At 66.2% G+C, this 15,102-nt stretch carries 15 protein-coding genes; 6 read left to right on the plus strand and 9 right to left on the minus strand.

Annotated elements, in window-relative coordinates:
* Positions 1-13 precede the first annotated feature (13 nt).
* Positions 14-880, plus strand: a complete 867-nt coding sequence (kynA, locus tag ACN5W5_RS14275) for a tryptophan 2,3-dioxygenase (protein ID WP_420049149.1) — start codon at positions 14-16, stop codon at positions 878-880.
* A gap of 289 nt (positions 881-1,169) precedes the next feature.
* On the opposite strand, the gene ACN5W5_RS14280 is transcribed toward kynA, so the two are convergent.
* Entirely contained in the window at positions 1,170-1,436 is a 267-nt protein-coding gene (locus tag ACN5W5_RS14280) for a hypothetical protein (RefSeq protein WP_420049150.1), read from the minus strand.
* Positions 1,437-1,820: 384 nt separating this feature from the next.
* Between ACN5W5_RS14280 and ACN5W5_RS14285 the strand changes: the two genes are divergently transcribed.
* Complete coding sequence (locus ACN5W5_RS14285) at positions 1,821-2,597, plus strand: enoyl-CoA hydratase/isomerase family protein (RefSeq protein ID WP_420049151.1); 777 nt, start codon at positions 1,821-1,823, stop codon at positions 2,595-2,597.
* On the opposite strand, the gene ACN5W5_RS14290 is transcribed toward ACN5W5_RS14285, so the two are convergent.
* From ACN5W5_RS14290 to ACN5W5_RS14300, 3 genes are read right to left on the minus strand one after another with little or no spacing between them, the layout of a single operon-like run.
* The gene (locus tag ACN5W5_RS14290; protein WP_420049152.1) at positions 2,584-3,387 is read right to left on the minus strand and encodes an alpha/beta fold hydrolase; all 804 of its coding nucleotides are present in this window, start codon (positions 3,385-3,387) and stop codon (positions 2,584-2,586) included. The two genes, ACN5W5_RS14285 and ACN5W5_RS14290, sit on opposite strands and share 14 nt — an antisense overlap.
* Entirely contained in the window at positions 3,387-4,385 is a 999-nt protein-coding gene (locus ACN5W5_RS14295) for a Bug family tripartite tricarboxylate transporter substrate binding protein (protein WP_420049153.1), read from the minus strand. The genes ACN5W5_RS14290 and ACN5W5_RS14295 overlap by 1 nt, the downstream gene beginning before the upstream one ends.
* A 39-nt stretch (positions 4,386-4,424) precedes the next feature.
* Positions 4,425-5,501: a mandelate racemase/muconate lactonizing enzyme family protein gene (locus tag ACN5W5_RS14300; RefSeq protein ID WP_420049154.1), complete on the minus strand. Its 1,077-nt coding sequence runs from the start codon at positions 5,499-5,501 to the stop codon at positions 4,425-4,427.
* 203 nt (positions 5,502-5,704) lie between these two features.
* Between ACN5W5_RS14300 and ACN5W5_RS14305 the strand changes: the two genes are divergently transcribed.
* From ACN5W5_RS14305 to ACN5W5_RS14315, 3 genes are all read left to right on the plus strand, one after another.
* Complete coding sequence (locus tag ACN5W5_RS14305; protein WP_420049155.1) at positions 5,705-6,661, plus strand: Bug family tripartite tricarboxylate transporter substrate binding protein; 957 nt, start codon at positions 5,705-5,707, stop codon at positions 6,659-6,661.
* A 101-nt stretch (positions 6,662-6,762) separates the two neighbouring features.
* Positions 6,763-7,992: a CaiB/BaiF CoA transferase family protein gene (locus ACN5W5_RS14310; RefSeq protein WP_420049156.1), complete on the plus strand. Its 1,230-nt coding sequence runs from the start codon at positions 6,763-6,765 to the stop codon at positions 7,990-7,992.
* A 13-nt stretch (positions 7,993-8,005) separates the two neighbouring features.
* Positions 8,006-8,611 carry a glutathione S-transferase family protein gene (locus ACN5W5_RS14315; RefSeq protein ID WP_420049157.1) on the plus strand — a complete coding sequence of 202 codons (606 nt, stop codon included), beginning with the start codon at positions 8,006-8,008 and terminating at the stop codon, positions 8,609-8,611.
* Positions 8,612-8,623: 12 nt separating this feature from the next.
* On the opposite strand, the gene ACN5W5_RS14320 is transcribed toward ACN5W5_RS14315, so the two are convergent.
* From ACN5W5_RS14320 to ACN5W5_RS14330, 3 genes are all read right to left on the minus strand, one after another.
* Positions 8,624-9,451, minus strand: coding sequence for an amidohydrolase family protein (locus ACN5W5_RS14320; protein WP_420049158.1), 828 nt, complete (start codon positions 9,449-9,451; stop codon positions 8,624-8,626).
* Positions 9,452-9,459: 8 nt separating this feature from the next.
* On the minus strand, positions 9,460-10,029 hold the full coding sequence (locus ACN5W5_RS14325) for a carboxymuconolactone decarboxylase family protein (protein ID WP_420049159.1): 570 nt from the start codon (positions 10,027-10,029) through the stop codon (positions 9,460-9,462).
* A gap of 95 nt (positions 10,030-10,124) precedes the next feature.
* Entirely contained in the window at positions 10,125-11,381 is a 1,257-nt protein-coding gene (locus ACN5W5_RS14330; protein ID WP_420049160.1) for a LysR family transcriptional regulator, read from the minus strand.
* Positions 11,382-11,540: 159 nt separating this feature from the next.
* On the opposite strand from ACN5W5_RS14330, the gene ACN5W5_RS14335 reads away from it, so the two are divergent.
* A complete protein-coding gene (locus ACN5W5_RS14335; RefSeq protein WP_420049161.1) occupies positions 11,541-12,632 on the plus strand; it encodes a DNA glycosylase AlkZ-like family protein in 1,092 nt (363 codons plus the stop codon).
* Positions 12,633-12,646: 14 nt separating this feature from the next.
* Here ACN5W5_RS14335 and ACN5W5_RS14340 read toward each other — a convergent pair whose 3' ends face one another.
* Both ACN5W5_RS14340 and ACN5W5_RS14345 read right to left on the minus strand, forming a co-directional pair.
* Positions 12,647-13,618: a Bug family tripartite tricarboxylate transporter substrate binding protein gene (locus ACN5W5_RS14340; RefSeq protein WP_420049162.1), complete on the minus strand. Its 972-nt coding sequence runs from the start codon at positions 13,616-13,618 to the stop codon at positions 12,647-12,649.
* A gap of 190 nt (positions 13,619-13,808) precedes the next feature.
* Complete coding sequence (locus tag ACN5W5_RS14345) at positions 13,809-15,032, minus strand: FAD-dependent monooxygenase (protein WP_420049163.1); 1,224 nt, start codon at positions 15,030-15,032, stop codon at positions 13,809-13,811.
* Positions 15,033-15,102: the final 70 nt, after the last annotated feature.

Genomic DNA, 15,102 nt, shown 5'->3' on the forward strand with positions numbered 1-15,102 from the left:
ACCGGAGCACCCCATGGCCTGTCCACACCACGAAACCCCCGCGTCCCGCACCGAAGCCATCGTCGCCGAAGAAAAAGCCCAGCTCGACTTCAGTCGTGACATGAGTTACGGCGACTACCTGCAGCTTGACGCCATCCTGAACGCGCAGAAGCCGCTCTCGCCCGCACACGACGAACTGCTGTTCATCGTGCAGCACCAGACCAGCGAACTCTGGATGAAGCTCATGCTGCACGAGCTGAACGCCGCGGTGAAGAACATCGCCGAGGACGAACTCAACGCCGCCTTCAAACAGCTCGCGCGCGTGAGCAAGATCATGGAGCAGCTGGTGCACGCCTGGGATGTGCTGGCCACCATGACACCGCCCGAATACAGCGCCATCCGGCCCTACCTCGCCAACTCCAGCGGCTTCCAGAGCTTCCAGTACCGCTGCATCGAATTCGCGCTCGGTAACAAGAACGCCGCCATGCTCAAACCCCATGCGCACAGTCCCGAGCGGCTGGCGATGGTGCAGACCGCCTTTGAGGCCCCATCGCTGTACGACGAGGCCCTGCGCCTGCTCGCGCGTCGCGGCATCGCCGTGCCGGCGAGCCATACGCAGCGCGACTGGACGAAGCCTTATGAGTCCAGCGAGGCGGTGGAACAGGCCTGGCTGCAGGTCTACCGCAACCCCAGGGAACACTGGGACCTGTACCAGCTGGGCGAAGAACTCACCGACCTCGAAGACGCCTTCCGCCTCTGGCGCTTCCGCCACGTGACCACGGTCGAACGCGTGATCGGCTTCAAGCGCGGCACCGGCGGCACCGGCGGTGTGAGCTACCTGCGCAAGATGCTGGACGTCGTTCTCTTCCCGGAAATCTGGCAATTGCGAACGGAATTGTGATGGAGTGGTGGTTTCGGGTCAGAGATCGGTGAACTTCAGCACCTTCCATCATTTGCGCAGCCTCTGCGCCCGTGGCAGACGAAACTTGGAGAGATCAATGGCCCCCATTCACGCCGCGGTAGCTTTCCGAGGCGTTCAGGTCGCCGGAGATTGGCGTCCACCAGGTGGCGCCGCCGATGCCGGTGTCCCACGGGATACCGGGGTACAGCTGCTCATCTCTGCTGTTTCTCGGGTCGGCCATCGGTCGCGCCGTCGAGCGCATCGCGGGCCTGCAGCAGGCCCTTGACAATCAGCGCGCGGTCACCGTCCGAATAGACACGGCTGAGGATGGGGAGTCCCCCGCGTCGGCGGGCGCGATCGCCGCGAAAGCCTGGATGCCGTACAGGGAGCCAACCTGTGCCGCATGCAGCTTCATGCCCAGGCATCCACCGCCCTGGAGCTGAAACCGGCCGTTCCACGCCAGCGGCAGACGCAGCTCGAAGTTGATGCCGTCGTGCACACCGTGGACGCCGCTGCGCGGGCTGAATTCGCCTCTGACCAAGCAATGCGCAGGCATGGGTTTGCCACCAGCACCCATCCCAGATGGACACGAGCGTCGCGCTGCGCAACACCGTGTTGTCAAAGGTCAGGGCCCGCACCGCGCCACAGTCCGGGGCCAGCGGAGCGGCCTTCCCTGCGACGACGGGTTTGCCTCACCCGGCACAGCCTGCGGCCAGCAGCCCGGCCGTGGTCGCCAATGTCAAGCGGGTACGTTTCAAGAAATGTCTCCTTCGTTGCCAGGCATGAAACAGGTCGCTGCTTTCGCGCGACCCGGAATATCGCGCACCGTCGCAGCGCGTGGAACAAGTCGGGTCGCAATTCAGCTATGCGCTTCCCGCAGCAACAGGCAGCGTTCTGCTCGGCACAATGGGTCGATCTGCTGACAACCCAAAGAGACACCATGGACGACCTGACCCAACTCATCTACCAACTCGACGGCCATGTCGCGACGCTCACGATGAACGCGCCGCCCGTCAACGCGCTCACCCGCACGCTCAACGACGAACTCACGCTGGCGCTGGACCGCATATCCGAAATGGACGAAGTGCGCGCTGTGGTGCTCACGGCCGCCGGCAAGGTTTTCTGCGCTGGCGCCGACCTGAAGGGACGCGCCGAAAACATCAAAGGTCCGGGCGACCTGCCGGCGCACTCGCGCCGCACGCGGGAGTGTTTCCATGCGATCCGCGAATGCGCGAAGCCGGTGGTGGTGGCCGTGAATGGCGCTGCGCTGGGTTCGGGCCTGGCCATGGTCGCGTCCAGCGACATCATCGTGGTGTCGGAGAAAGCCACCTTGGGCCTGCCCGAGGTGGATGTCGGCTTGCTGGGCGGCTGTCGCCACGCCATGCGCCTGTTCAGCCATTCCCGACTGCGCCGCATGGCCCTCACCGGGATGCGCGTGGGCGGCGAAGAACTGGTGCGCCTGGGCATCGCCGAGATGTGCACCACACCCGAAGACCTGCTGCCCAGGGCGATGGAGATCGCGCAGACCATTGCCTCCAAAAGCCCGGTGTCAACCCGCATGGGAAAACACACGCTCAACGTGATCGAGGACATGTCCTTGCGCGACGGGTACCGCTACGAGCAGGACATGACGGCGCAAATCGGCAAGACAGACGATGCGAAGGAAGCGCAGCGCGCGTTCGCAGAGAAACGCGCGCCGGTGTTCACGGGCCGCTGAACGCGGCGCTGTCCACCCAATCCACAACCGCCTCTGCAACGGCACGTGGTTGTTCCACCAGCAGCGCGTGACTGGCGTTGTCGATCACGCGCACCGTCACCTTCCCGCCCAGCGCGTCTCGCAGTTCGCTGCGCGTTTCGGGTGGACGCCACGGATCGTGCTCGGCCTGCAAATCCAGGATCGGCGCATGGGTCACGGGCCACCACACCGACTTGTCTGGCACCGCACCGGCAGCGCGGTAGGCCGCACGCACAGTGGGATGCCAACCGTGCAACCACGGCCCCGGGTCATTGCCTGGTGCAAAGAACCCTTCGCGCAAGGCCGCCAGCCGCAGCGCATCGGGCAGCGACGTGTCCGATGCGGTGGTCAATGTCGCCGGCATGTGGGCAGGAAATACCCGGGCCGCTGCGGCAGCCACCACCACACCCCGCACCGACGACGGGTGCACCAGATCGGCCACACGGGCCACGAAATGACCAAAGGCATGGCCAAGCCAGATCGCGGGCGCTCCGCTGCTCAGGCGTTGCAGCGCAAACACCGCATCGGCCGCCAGCGTGTAGAGGCTCAAACCCTCCTGCGTGCCGTTGCTCCCGCCCATGCCGCGCGGCCAGGGTCGCAGCACCCGGAAACCCGCCTGGGCCAACAACGCGGCACTCTCGTCGAAATCGCCCGCATCGCGCTGTGATGAAGCGAGCATGATCAGCGGCGAGCCGTCGTCCGGCCCTTCCACCGTCACTTCAAGGACGTGTCTTTCCTGCTTCAGCAGAACACGGCGGCGCAGTCCCGGCATCAGTCCACCGTGGCGCCCGAGCGCTTCACGATCTCAGCCCACTTCGGGATTTCGGTGCGCACCAGCGTGCCCAGGGCCTCGGGCGTGCTGAATGCCGGTTCGATGCCGAGCGACACCAGCTGTTCGTGCAGCGCAGGCACGGCCAGCGCACGGCCAATGGCGGCGTTGAGCGATTTCACGATGCCAGCCGGTGTGCCCGCAGGGGCAAACACACCCAGCCAGTTGGACACTTCATAGCCCGGCAGCCCCGCTTCCTCCAGCGTGGGCAGGGTTGGCGCGACGCCCATGCGGGTGCGGGACGTCACTGCGAGAGGAACGACCTTGCCGGCCTTGATGTGCTCCTGGTACACGGTGTAGGAATCAAAGGTCATGTCCACGCGCCCGGCGAGCACGTCGGCCATCAGCGGCGCGCTGCCCTTGTAAGGAATGTGCAGCATTTTCACGCCGGTGATCGACTCGAACAAGGCGCCCGACAGATGGCTGGAGCTGCCGTTTCCTGCCGAACCGTAGGTGAGCCCATCGGGCTTGCTCTTGGCCAGCGCGATCAGTTCGGCCACGTTGCGCGCTTTGACCGATGGGCCCACCACCAGCACACGCGGGGTGATGTGGGTCAGCGCCACGGGCGCGAAATCCTTCACCGGGTCGTAGCGCAACTTGGGATACAGCGCGACGTTGATCGCGTGGGTGCCCATGGTGCCGAAGAACAGCGTGTGGCCGTCGGGTGCCGATCGCGCCGCAGCTTCTGCCGCAGGGGCGCCGCCTGCGCCGCCGCGGTTGTCAATGATGATCTGCTGGCCCAGCTCGGTGGTCATGCGCTCGCCCAGGGTGCGCGCCATGGTGTCCGCTGCGCCCCCGGCCGGGAACGGAACAATCAGGCGGATCGGCTTGTCGGGATAGGCCGCGTACGCGCTGAGCACAGGAACGCCGAAGGCGACCACGGTCGCGAGTTGCGCGCCACGTGTCAGCACGGTGCGGCGGGTGATGAAGTTCGATGTCATGGTGTCTCCTTGGTATTGAAAAGGCTTCTCTGCGTCACGTCACGCCACCGGATTGCGCCAGGTCACGCCGCAGCCGGGTCCGCCGGGCAAGGTCAGCGTGCCGCGTTCGACCGGCAACGGGGTGAAGGGGTCGTCCTGCAGGTGCAGGTGCTCGGACAGTTCGCTGGCATACGGCAACCGCGTGACCACACTCGCGGCCTGCAGGCTCATCGCCTGCAGAAGCGCCGGACCGAAGGCCGCGCCCATTCGACAGCCCATCTGACCGGCCTCGCATATCTTCACGGCCTGCAGAAAGCGCCGGATGCCGCCGAGGTTGGTGATCTTGAGGTTGATCACATCCACCGTGCGTTCGGACACCAGGCGGAACACGTCGCGCACGGTCTGCGCACTCTCGTCGGCTTCGATGGCCACGGGCAGGGTGCGCGTGAGCAGCGCCAGGCCCGCGATGTCGGCGGCCGGCACCGGCTGCTCGATCAAGGCGATGTCGTAACACTCCATCTTGGCGAAGGCGCTGATCATCTGCTTGGCGCTGTACGACTGGTTCGGGTCGAGCGTGAGTGTCATCGCGTCGCCGACGGCCGCGCGCACGGCGGCCACGCGCTGCACATCCAGCGCCATGTCGCCCGAGAGCTTGAGCTTGAGCTGGCCATAACCTTCGGCCGCCAGCTGTTCCGCCTGGGTCGCCATCGCTTCAGGCGCCTTGATCGGAAGGATGCGCGACAAGGTCACCGCATCGCGCAGCTTGCCACCGAGCAGCACATGCACCGGCACACCGAGGCGGCGCGCCAACAGATCGTGCAAGGCCATGTCGATGGCGGCTTTCACCGTCGGCTGGAAAGCCAGCGTGGCGTCGATCTCTTCCATGGTGCCTGCGAGGTCGTCCACGGGCCGACCCACCAAACGGGGCGCGAGAAATTCAAGACCGGCCTGTGCGCCCGCGCCATGCGTGGAAATGGCGGGGATCGCATGGCAATAGCCCAGGCCCTGGTGGCCGTCGTCGTCGCTCAGGCTGAGCACCCAACCGTCGAGCTGCGGCACCTGCGCGCGCGCAAACTTCCACTCGGGGTCACTCAGTGCTTGTGTGCAAGGGCGGAGCGTGACGGTGGCGATCTTCATGTGCCGCGAGTCTATGCAGCGGCGTTGAACCAGACCCGCACGGTTGCCGCAAGGCTGGTATGCAGACGCGACGCAGGAACTCAGGGTTAACACGCAGCGTCACCGATTGCACAGCTGAATTGCCGGCGTGTGCGCAGCGCCGATGCATTCGGAAATCTACAGTCCCTGCTGTTCTGATCACCCCCTTTCACGGAGACACCACCATGTTCAAACAAGCCGCCATCGTCCTGGGAACCTTCGCGGTTGCCACATCCGTGTTCAGCCAAGCCTGGCCCGAGCGCCCCATCCGTCTTGTGGTGCCCTATGCCGCCGGTGGCCCCACCGACGTCATGGCCCGCAAGATCGGCGCACACATCGCGGTGAAGACCGGGCAGCCGGTGATCATCGACAACAAGGGCGGTGGCGGCGGCACCATTGGTGTCGACCAGGTGCTCAAGGCCAAGCCCGACGGCTACACCCTGGGCCTGGTGGCTCCGGGCCCTGTGGCAGGCATGTTTGCACTCTCCAAGGTGGTCTATGCGCAGTCGGACATCGGCTACATCAGCCTCGTGGCGCGCAACCCGGCCGTCATCGCCGTGAGCGCCAAGTCGGGCATCAAGACACTCGCCGAACTCACGCAGAGCGCCAAGGAAAAACCCGGCACGCTGAATTTCAGCTCTGCAGGTCCGGGCACCACGCCGCACATCGGCGCCGAACTCTTCAAGCAGGAAGCACAGCTCGACGTGGTGCACATTCCCTACAAGGGCGCGGCGCCGGCGGTGACCGCCGTGCTCTCGGGCGAGGTGCAATTCATCTCGACCGATCTGATGGCGGTGCTGCCTTTCGCTCAACAGGGGCAGCTGCGGATTCTCGCGGTGGTGGGCACCAAGCGCTCACCGCAGATCCCCGACGTGCCCACCACGACCGAGCTGGGTCTGCCCAAGGTCGTGATGGAAACCAACTACGGTGTGGTCGGCCCCAAAGGTATCCCGGTCGATCTGCAGAAGCGCATCCGCTCGGTGCTGGACGAAGCCGTGAACAGCCCCGATGTGAAAGAGCTGCTCAACCAGCTCGGCGCGTTGGCGGTCACCTCGTCCTCCGACGAATACCGCGCCTTGATGGAATCCGAATACGAAAAATGGAAACGCGTGGCGACCAAGGGCAACATCCGCCTCGACTGATGTCATGCGCGCAGCGGCATGGCAGCGTTGCTGACCACCACCTAGCGCGACGCCAACCGCCTGCGTACATTGAGACATCCCCATTTTCCCGCCACCACACCATGCAAACATCTCGCGGACCTTTGTCCCACGTGAAGGTCCTGGACCTGAGCCGCATCCTCGCAGCCCCCTGGGCCGGGCAAATCCTGGCCGACCTGGGGGCCGAGGTACTCAAGGTCGAACGCCCCGGCAACGGCGACGACACCCGCTCCTGGGGCCCGCCATTCCTCAAGGACGCGAACGGGAACGACACGAGAGAAGCCGGCTACTACCTGGCCGTGAATCGCGGCAAGCGCTCCGTCACCATCAGCCTGGACAAGCCGGAAGGACAGAAGATCGTTCGCGAGCTCGTGCAGAAGGCGGACATCGTGCTTGAGAACTACAAGGCCGGCACGCTCGATCGGTATGGCCTGGATGCGGCCAGCCTGCGCAAGCACAACCCCAAACTGATCTACTGCTCGGTCACCGGCTTCGGCCAGACCGGCCCGCGCCGCGATCAACCGGCGTACGACTTCCTGATCCAGGCCATGGGCGGCCTCATGAGTGTGACCGGCGAGCGCGACGACCAGCCCGGCGGCGGACCGCAGAAGGTGGGGGTGCCGATCGTCGACCTGATGACGGGCATGTACACCGCCGTCTCCGTGCTGGCCGCGCTCGCGCGCCGCAACGAGACCGGTGTGGGCGACAACATCGACATCGCCATGCTCGACGTGCAGGTGGCCACCCTCGCGAACCAGGCCATGAACTTCCTGGTGTCTGGCAAGACACCGCAACGCAACGGCAACGCCCATCCCAACATCCAGCCGCAGGACGTCTACCGCTGCAACGATGGCAACGTCATCCTCGTGGTGGGCAACGACGGTCAGTTCGACAAGCTGTGCCAGGTGCTGGGCCACCCCGAATGGGCCAGCGACACGCGCTTCATGACCAACGCCGAACGCGTGCGCAACATCGCCGTGCTCTCGGACTTGCTGCGCGCCGAATTCGCCCTGCGCAGCCGTGCAGACCTGATCGCCGCATTGGACAAGGCGGGTGTGCCCTGTGGCGCCATCAACACCGTGCCCGAGGTGTTCGAAGACCCCCAGGTGAAAGCACGTGGCATGCTCAAGCACGTTCCACACCCCAGCGGCGCGATGGTTCCGCAGGTGTCGACACCCATGCGGTTCTCGGAAACCCCGCTGGTCGACGTGGCCGCGCCACCCACACTCGGCCAGCACACCGATGACGTGCTGACCGAGCTGGGCTACGACGACAAGACCATCGCGGCGCTGCGCGCTGCCGGTGTGGTCTGAACAGGAACGCTCGATGCAACTGCACTGGTCCCCCAAGTCGCCCTATGTGCGCAAGGTGATGATCGCGGCCCACGAACTGGGTGTCGTGGAACAACTCGAACTCGTGCGTTCCGTGGCGGCGATGCTCAAGCCCAACCCTGGGCTCATGGAGGTCAACCCGCTGTCCAAGATCCCGGTACTGGTGCTGGACGATGGCAGCACATTGTTTGACTCCGTGGTGATCTGCGAGTACCTGGACGCACGCGCTGGCGGTCGCCTGTTTCCCGCCGAAGGTCCTGAGCGCTGGCAAGCCTTGCGCTGGCATGCGTTGGGCGACGGGTTGCTGGACACACTGATCCTGTGGCGCAACGAACGCGAACGCGAGGCACCGCTGCCCACGCTGATCGCCGCGTTCGAACTCAAGCTCCATGCCTCACTGGCGCTGCTGGAGGCGGAAACGCCCGAGTTGGAGCCAACACCTTTCGGCATCGGGCATCTGGCCCTGGTCTGCGCACTCGGCTACATCGACTACCGCTTCGCCAGCCAGGCCTGGCGCACGCATGTGCCACGGCTGGCCGCCTGGTTCGGAGCGATGCAGCAACGCCCCTCGGTGCGAGCAACCGAGCCCGTCGACGGTTGAGACGTTTCACCCTCAGGCGTAAAGCCGCTGCGGGTTGTCCGCGAGGATCTTCCCCGCGACCGCCGGTCCGCCGGCCCAGTCGTGGAACAACTCCAGCAGCAACGCGGCATCGGGCACGGGCTTCACGTTGAGATGCGGCCAGTCGCTGCCCCAGACCAGTTGGTCTGCGTTGGCCTGGGTCAGCGCCTGCTGGAACACGCGGCCCGCCTCCCGCCATTGGGACGACGGCAATGCCAGCAGATTGCGGTAAGCGCACAGCTTGACCCACACATGGCCCTCGCCGAGCAGTTGCACCAACGTGGCGAAGCCAGGTTCTTCAATGCCCGCGCTCGCGTCGAAGCCAGCCATGTGGTCGAGCACCACGGGCACTGGCAGCGCCCGCAGCGTGTCGGCGATGGCGGGAAGCATCTGTCGCTCGGTCCACAGCTCGGCGTGCAGGTCCGCGTCGGCCAGCGCTGGCGCCATGGCAATCAGGTCGTCCAGCGAAGCACTGCCCAGGAAGTTGGCCCCGGCGCCACCGCGGTGGCTGTAGCGCAGCGCGCGCACACCCTGTGAACGCAACGCCTTGAGGTCCAGCGCCGTGTGGGCCTGTGCCACGAGCACGCCACGCCACTGTGGTCTGGCGGCGAGCGCGGCCAGCACCAGCCGGTGGTCGGTGCCGTAGGCGCTGGGATGCACCAGCACACCGTGGGCCATGCCCAGACGCTCCAGGAGAGCGGCGTACTGCAGCTCCAGGGCTTCGTCGGGCGTGTAGGTCCGCTCGGGAGCCAGCGGGAACTTGGCGTAAGGGCCGAACAGGTGGGCGTGGCAGTCCCAGTGACCCGAGATCGTCGGGTTCATGAAGCTGTTCAAGACGGTTCGTCCTGCGGCCGCGCAAACGCAGGCTCGACACCGGCGGGCAGCGGGATTTCGTGCGCGTTGAGCGTCATCGCCACCAAGGTGTAGTAGCCCACCAGCGCGGTGAGTTCCACGGCGCCGCGTTCGCCCAGTGCCGCAACCACCGCCGCGTGCGTGGCGCTGCCGACCGAGTGGGTCTGGTTCAGCTCGAGCGCGAACTGGTAGATCGCCGCGTCGTTGGTGTCCAGACCCTCAGGCCGCCGCTGCGCCAGCAAGGCTTCGATCACGTCTTGCGGCAGACCCGCCTTCTCGGCCTCGGGGCGGTGCGCGTGCCACTCGAACGGCGAGCGGCAATGCCGGCCGGTGATCAGGATCGCCAGTTCCGACTGGCGCGGTGTGAGCGTGGTCTGGTAGCGCAGCAGCGCACCCAGGGCCTGCCAGCGATCGGCCAGCTCGGCGTTGTGCAGAGCGGCCCTCAGCGGGCCTTTGATTTCGCCGCGCGGACCCGACACCACTTTGTTGTGAACGGCCAGTTGTTCGGGCGACATGGTCTCGGGCGTCGGGAAAGAAAGGCGCGGCATGTGTTTGTCTCGTGTTCTGGCAGTGAAAACCGGTTCACAAGCTTACGTGCCAACCAGCGACAAGCCACCACACCAGTGGTACATCAGCTATGCATTCACTCGGGTCCGCCGACCTGCCACATGCCGCGGCGGGCTTCGTCGGCCACCGCCTGCTCGATGAGGCCGGTGACGGCCGAGATCACCTTGGCGGGCCCCTTGGAACGCGCCAGCGACATGGAGACGATGCGTTGCAAGGAAGGTGAAACAATGCGCGAGGCCTGCAGCTTGCCTTCTTCGACTTCGCTCCACACCGCGTGCAGCGGCAACACGGTGTACAGGCCTTCCTCTGCGACCACCGAACGCAAGAGGGGTAGCGAGTCGGCCTCGATCACCGGTTCGAGCGTGATGCGGTGCTGCCGCGCCAGCGCATCCAGCGCAGTGCGCAGACCGTTGGGGGCACTGGGCAGGATGAAGGGCAAGCCGTCAAGCGACACGAAGCTGATCTCTGGTGCCTGTGTGAACCGGTCGCCTCGCTGACCGATCAGGTAACTTTGCACGGTACACAAGGCCTGCTCGTGTTCCGCCAGCGAACGACCGTAGCGGTAGAGGATGGCGACATCGACGCGTCCATCGGCGAGCCATTCCTCGACCTGGCCACTGGAGCCTTCAAGGATCTTGAGCTGAATGCTCGGGTAACGAGTTCGGATCTGTTTGTACAGCTTGCCCGCGAACGAGTTCGTGATGGAGGGCAACGAACCGAGCACCACGCGACCCATCGGTTCGGGCGCCTCACCACCAACTTCCTGTTCCAGCTGTTCAGCGCTGGCCAGCAGCGCACGCACGTGGGGCAACAGTCGCAGGCCCGTGTCGGAGGGCTCGACGCCACGGCCGGTTCGGTTGAAAAGCCGCGCTCCGCAGGCGCGTTCCAGTGCATTCAAATGGCGGCTCAACAGAGACTGATTGACATCCAGGAACAGCGCCGCGCGGGTCAGACTGCCACATTCCGCGATGGCAAGGAAGTCACGCCATTGCTGCAGATCTGCGGTCAGGGTCAGCTGGACGTTGGTGATTTTTTTGGCGGACATGGCGAGAGCGAAATGAAATTTTATTGTCGCATCGAATGCCCGCGCTCTCCGTATGCTCAGCAGCTTTGCTGCCTCGCGACATGTGCCACGCTTCCATGCCCGATGTGCACGGTCGCGCTCGCGACGCGTTCTGATCCGACCTTGGGATCTGTTTTTCATCAGCGAAATCACGTCCCGCAGAACGAACACCGAGGGACGCCTGGAATCCCAATCTGGACTGCGCACCGCTGTGCGAAGAGAGAGATGGCGTGTCCCATGCATGAGACCTAAAAATTGAACAAACGTCATGAGCTTCTCTGTGCCTCATGTCGATGTAAAAAGGCCGAGCGGCATGCGCGGCACCGCCAAGTCATACATGCCCACAAACGAGGGCGAAGCCGGTTCCATCGCAGCCTTGGTCAGGGCACCTCACGCTGGAAATGCGTTTGAATGCGGCATGATGGATCGATGGTCACCCTCTCCATCGCCCACCTGCGCCGCTACGCCGTGGACCGCAGCCTGTTCACGCCCACCACCCTGCCCAAGGCCATTGAGCGATTGGGCTTCGTGCAGGCCGACCCGATCCGTTCACCGGCCCGCGCGCAGGACCTGACGCTGCGCCACCGGGTCAAGGCGTACCGGGTGGGCGATCTGGAGCGGCACTACCCGCGGCTGGCGGTGGAAGAAGATTTTTTCGTCAACTACGGTTTCGTCACGCCCGCGCTACACGCCCGCATGCACCCGCGCACCGCGCGCGCCGAGTGGCCGCCCGAGCGCATGGCGCAGGCCCAGGCGGTGTGGGTCTTCGTTCAGGAGCGCGGCGAAGTCCACCCGCGCGAGGTGGACGCGCATTTCGCACACGGCCACACCACCAACGGCTTCGGTGGCCAGTCCAAAGCCAGCACCCAGCTGCTCGACGGCATGCACTACCGCGGCTGGCTGCGCGTGGCCCGGCGCGAAAACGGCACCCGGCTGTACGCGGTGCACACCCCGCAGGAAGCGCCTGCCGACGTGCCCGCCACGCTGGACGCGCTGGTGGACACCCTGGTGGCGAAGTACGCCCCGCTGCCCTCACCCGGCCTGCGCCAGCTGGTGGGCCTGTTGCAGCACGCCGTGCCACAGTGGAAGGGTCAGTTGCGCCCGGCGCTGCAGCGCACCTGCGCGCGGCTGCCGCACGCTGAAGTGGGTGGCACGACCTGGTACTGGCCTGAGGAAGAAGACCCCCGCTCGCGCCGCTGGAGAACGCCAGAGGGGGTGCGCCTGCTGGCGCCGTTCGACCCGGTGGTCTGGGACCGCGACCGCTTCGAACGCCTGTGGGATTGGGCCTACCGTTTTGAGGCCTACACACCGCCAGCCAAGCGCGTGCGCGGCTACTACGCCATGCCGCTGCTGTGGCGCGACCAGGTCATCGGCTGGGGCAACCTGTCGGTGGCCGGTGGGCGGCTGCAAGCGGACATCGGCTACGTCAATGGCCAAGCCCCGAGCGATGCGAGCTACCGCCCGGCACTGGACACCGAACTGTCGGCCTTGGCCACCTGCCTGGGCGTCGAGTGGAATTGAACCGGTGCGGGGGATCAGGGTTTTATGTTGTTCTTCTGAATCACCTCGGCCATCGCGGCCGTGTCCTTGCGGATGCGGTTGGCCAGGCCTTCGGGCGAGGTGCCCGCCACCTGCCAGCCCTGGGCCAGGATCTTTTGCCGTATTTCGGGCCGGCGCACGATCTCGGTCAGCAACACCGCGAGCCGGTTCACATGGGCCTTGGGCAGGCTGTTCGGCGCGGCCACGGCGTTCCAGATTTCCAGCTGCAGGTCTTTCACGCCGGCTTCGGCCAGGCTGGGCACCTCGGGCACCACGCTGCTGCGTCCGGCCGATGTCACGCCGATGGCCTTGAGCTTGCCCGCGCGCACCTGCGCCATGGCCAGACCCGGCGGCAGCAACGACATCTGGATCTGCCCGCCGAGCAACGCGGTGATGACCTGCGGGTTGCCCGGGTAGGGCACGTGCACCGGCGCGATGCCGGCGCGCGATTTGATGAGCTCCATGCCCAGGTGGGCCACCGTGCCCACACCCGGCGTGCCGTAGTTCCAGCGGTCACCCGACTCGCGCGCGGCGGCGAAAAAGGCGGCGCCGCTGGTGGCGGTGTCGCCCGGCGCGCTGAGCACCAGGGGCGCCACGGCGAGCAGAGAGACCGGTGTCAGGTCTGTGAGCGGGTCGTAGGGGGTGGCCGGGTTGAGGATCTTGGCGATCGTCAGGTTGCCGTTGATCATGAGGCCGATGGTGTGGTCGTCGGTGGCGCGCGCCACCTGGCTGGCCGCGATGTTGCCCCCGGCGCCGGCCCGGTTGTCCACCACCACCGGCTGGCCCAGCGCCTGCGACAGCGGCTCGGCGATCAGGCGCGCCATCAGGTCGGGCGAGGAGCCGGCGGGGAAACCGACCACGATCTTCAACGGTTTGCTCGGCCAGGGGGTCTGGGCGAACACGGTGGACACACTGCAGGCCATGGCGATGGCGGCAGCGATGACATGGCGGCGTTGGGGTTGGAACATGCGTCGAGTCCTCAAGGTGAACAACAGGCCCGCAGATTAACAGGCGAGGTGCTGCACCAGCGCGCTCACACAGCAGGACTGACCTTTTGCAGGGCGTGGCCGCGTTGTATCGAACCGGCGCGACATGCCCCACCCAGGATACGGTGGAACCGGCTCCGCCGGGCCACTCGCATCGCCCCCCTGGGGGGTTTTACACAGGTACAGGCGGCCCGCTGTAGAGCCAGGGGTTGTCGAGCAAGGACTCGCCCAGCAGGCCCATGGACGCGTTGCGCGCCCAGCGCAACGCGCCGCTGGCATGGAAGATGGTGCCGTTGCGCTGCGAGCGGCTTTGCACCCGAGCGTTGCGCTGCCAGCGGGTCTGCGCATACCGCGCGAACAGGGCTGGCCAGTCGACAGGTTCGGCCACGGGCTGTGTCTGCAGCAGCCAGCCGAGCGTCCAGGCGTCTTCGATCGCCATGGCCGCACCCTGCGCGAGGTAGGGTCGCAAGGGGTGCGCGGCGTCACCGAGCAGGGCCACCCGCCCCTGGGCATGTTCCTGCGCGCTGGCCACGGGTGCGCGGTCGTTCAGGGCCCAGAGCTTCCATTCGGTCACCGCACCCAGCATGTCCTTGAGGTCGCCGCACACCGGTCCCAGCGCCCGCTGCAGGTCGGCGCTGCGCGCCTCGTGGCTCCAGGCCTGCGGATCGCTGCCCGGCGGGCCACCGTGGCCTTGGCCGAGCACGCCGTGCACCACGGCCACAACGTTGAACCACTCACCGCGTTTGACCGGGTAATGCACCACATGCAGCTGAGGCCCCAGCCAGGCGGTCACGCACGAAGCGCGCAAGGCCGCGGGCAGGTCTTGCGAACGCACCATGCCGCGGTAGGCCAGGTGGCCACTCACGCGCACCGGGTGGGCGCCCAGCATCTGGGTGCGCACACGGCTCCACAAACCGTCGGCCCCAACCAGTGCCGCGCCCTGGAACACCGAGTCGTCTTCGCAGGTGGCACGCACCGAGACCTGGGTCGGCTCGTACGCCGTCAAGCGCGCGCCCAGGTGCAGGCGCACGGCGTCCTGGCGCTGCACGGCCTGCAACAACAGTTCGTGGAGGTCGGCGCGGTGGATGGTGGCATAGGGTTGGCCATAGCGGGCGCGGATCATGGCGCCCAGCCGCAGGCGACCCAGGTGCACACCCCGGTGGGCGTCGCGCACCCGGAGTTCGTCGGGGAAAGCGGCGCGGGCGTGCAGTTCGTCGATCAGGCCCCAGTCGTCCAGCACGCGCACCGCGTTCGGACCGAGCTGCAAGCCGGCGCCCACTTCACCCAGTGCGCCCGATTGCTCCATCACATCGACCGAGGCACCCGTCCGCGCCAGCGCCAATGCACAGGCCAGACCACCGATGCCACCCCCCGCCACCAAGACATGCGTATTCATCGGCGCATTTTGCCGTGCGCCCAGTCCTGGTCTTTTGACACAGCGCAGGAATCGGCTGCGCAGGCGCGCC

Source organism: Hydrogenophaga sp. ZJX-1, assembly GCF_048590325.1.
Classification (GTDB): domain Bacteria; phylum Pseudomonadota; class Gammaproteobacteria; order Burkholderiales; family Burkholderiaceae_C; genus Hydrogenophaga.

What these genes read in the sequence shown, in the direction of transcription:
- ACN5W5_RS14340 (WP_420049162.1), bottom strand. Translation starts at nt 13,618, where the DNA reads ATGTTCCAACCCCAACGCCGCCATGTCATCGCTGCCGCCATCGCCATG.
- ACN5W5_RS14345 (WP_420049163.1), bottom strand. Translation starts at nt 15,032, where the DNA reads ATGAATACGCATGTCTTGGTGGCGGGGGGTGGCATCGGTGGTCTGGCC.
- ACN5W5_RS14300 (WP_420049154.1), bottom strand. Translation starts at nt 5,501, where the DNA reads ATGAAGATCGCCACCGTCACGCTCCGCCCTTGCACACAAGCACTGAGT.
- ACN5W5_RS14305 (WP_420049155.1), top strand. Translation starts at nt 5,705, where the DNA reads ATGTTCAAACAAGCCGCCATCGTCCTGGGAACCTTCGCGGTTGCCACA.
- kynA (WP_420049149.1), top strand. Translation starts at nt 14, where the DNA reads ATGGCCTGTCCACACCACGAAACCCCCGCGTCCCGCACCGAAGCCATC.
- ACN5W5_RS14335 (WP_420049161.1), top strand. Translation starts at nt 11,541, where the DNA reads ATGGTCACCCTCTCCATCGCCCACCTGCGCCGCTACGCCGTGGACCGC.
- ACN5W5_RS14290 (WP_420049152.1), bottom strand. Translation starts at nt 3,387, where the DNA reads ATGCCGGGACTGCGCCGCCGTGTTCTGCTGAAGCAGGAAAGACACGTC.
- ACN5W5_RS14280 (WP_420049150.1), bottom strand. Translation starts at nt 1,436, where the DNA reads ATGCCTGCGCATTGCTTGGTCAGAGGCGAATTCAGCCCGCGCAGCGGC.
- ACN5W5_RS14310 (WP_420049156.1), top strand. Translation starts at nt 6,763, where the DNA reads ATGCAAACATCTCGCGGACCTTTGTCCCACGTGAAGGTCCTGGACCTG.
- ACN5W5_RS14320 (WP_420049158.1), bottom strand. Translation starts at nt 9,451, where the DNA reads ATGAACCCGACGATCTCGGGTCACTGGGACTGCCACGCCCACCTGTTC.
- ACN5W5_RS14315 (WP_420049157.1), top strand. Translation starts at nt 8,006, where the DNA reads ATGCAACTGCACTGGTCCCCCAAGTCGCCCTATGTGCGCAAGGTGATG.
- ACN5W5_RS14295 (WP_420049153.1), bottom strand. Translation starts at nt 4,385, where the DNA reads ATGACATCGAACTTCATCACCCGCCGCACCGTGCTGACACGTGGCGCG.
- ACN5W5_RS14285 (WP_420049151.1), top strand. Translation starts at nt 1,821, where the DNA reads ATGGACGACCTGACCCAACTCATCTACCAACTCGACGGCCATGTCGCG.
- ACN5W5_RS14325 (WP_420049159.1), bottom strand. Translation starts at nt 10,029, where the DNA reads ATGCCGCGCCTTTCTTTCCCGACGCCCGAGACCATGTCGCCCGAACAA.
- ACN5W5_RS14330 (WP_420049160.1), bottom strand. Translation starts at nt 11,381, where the DNA reads ATGACGTTTGTTCAATTTTTAGGTCTCATGCATGGGACACGCCATCTC.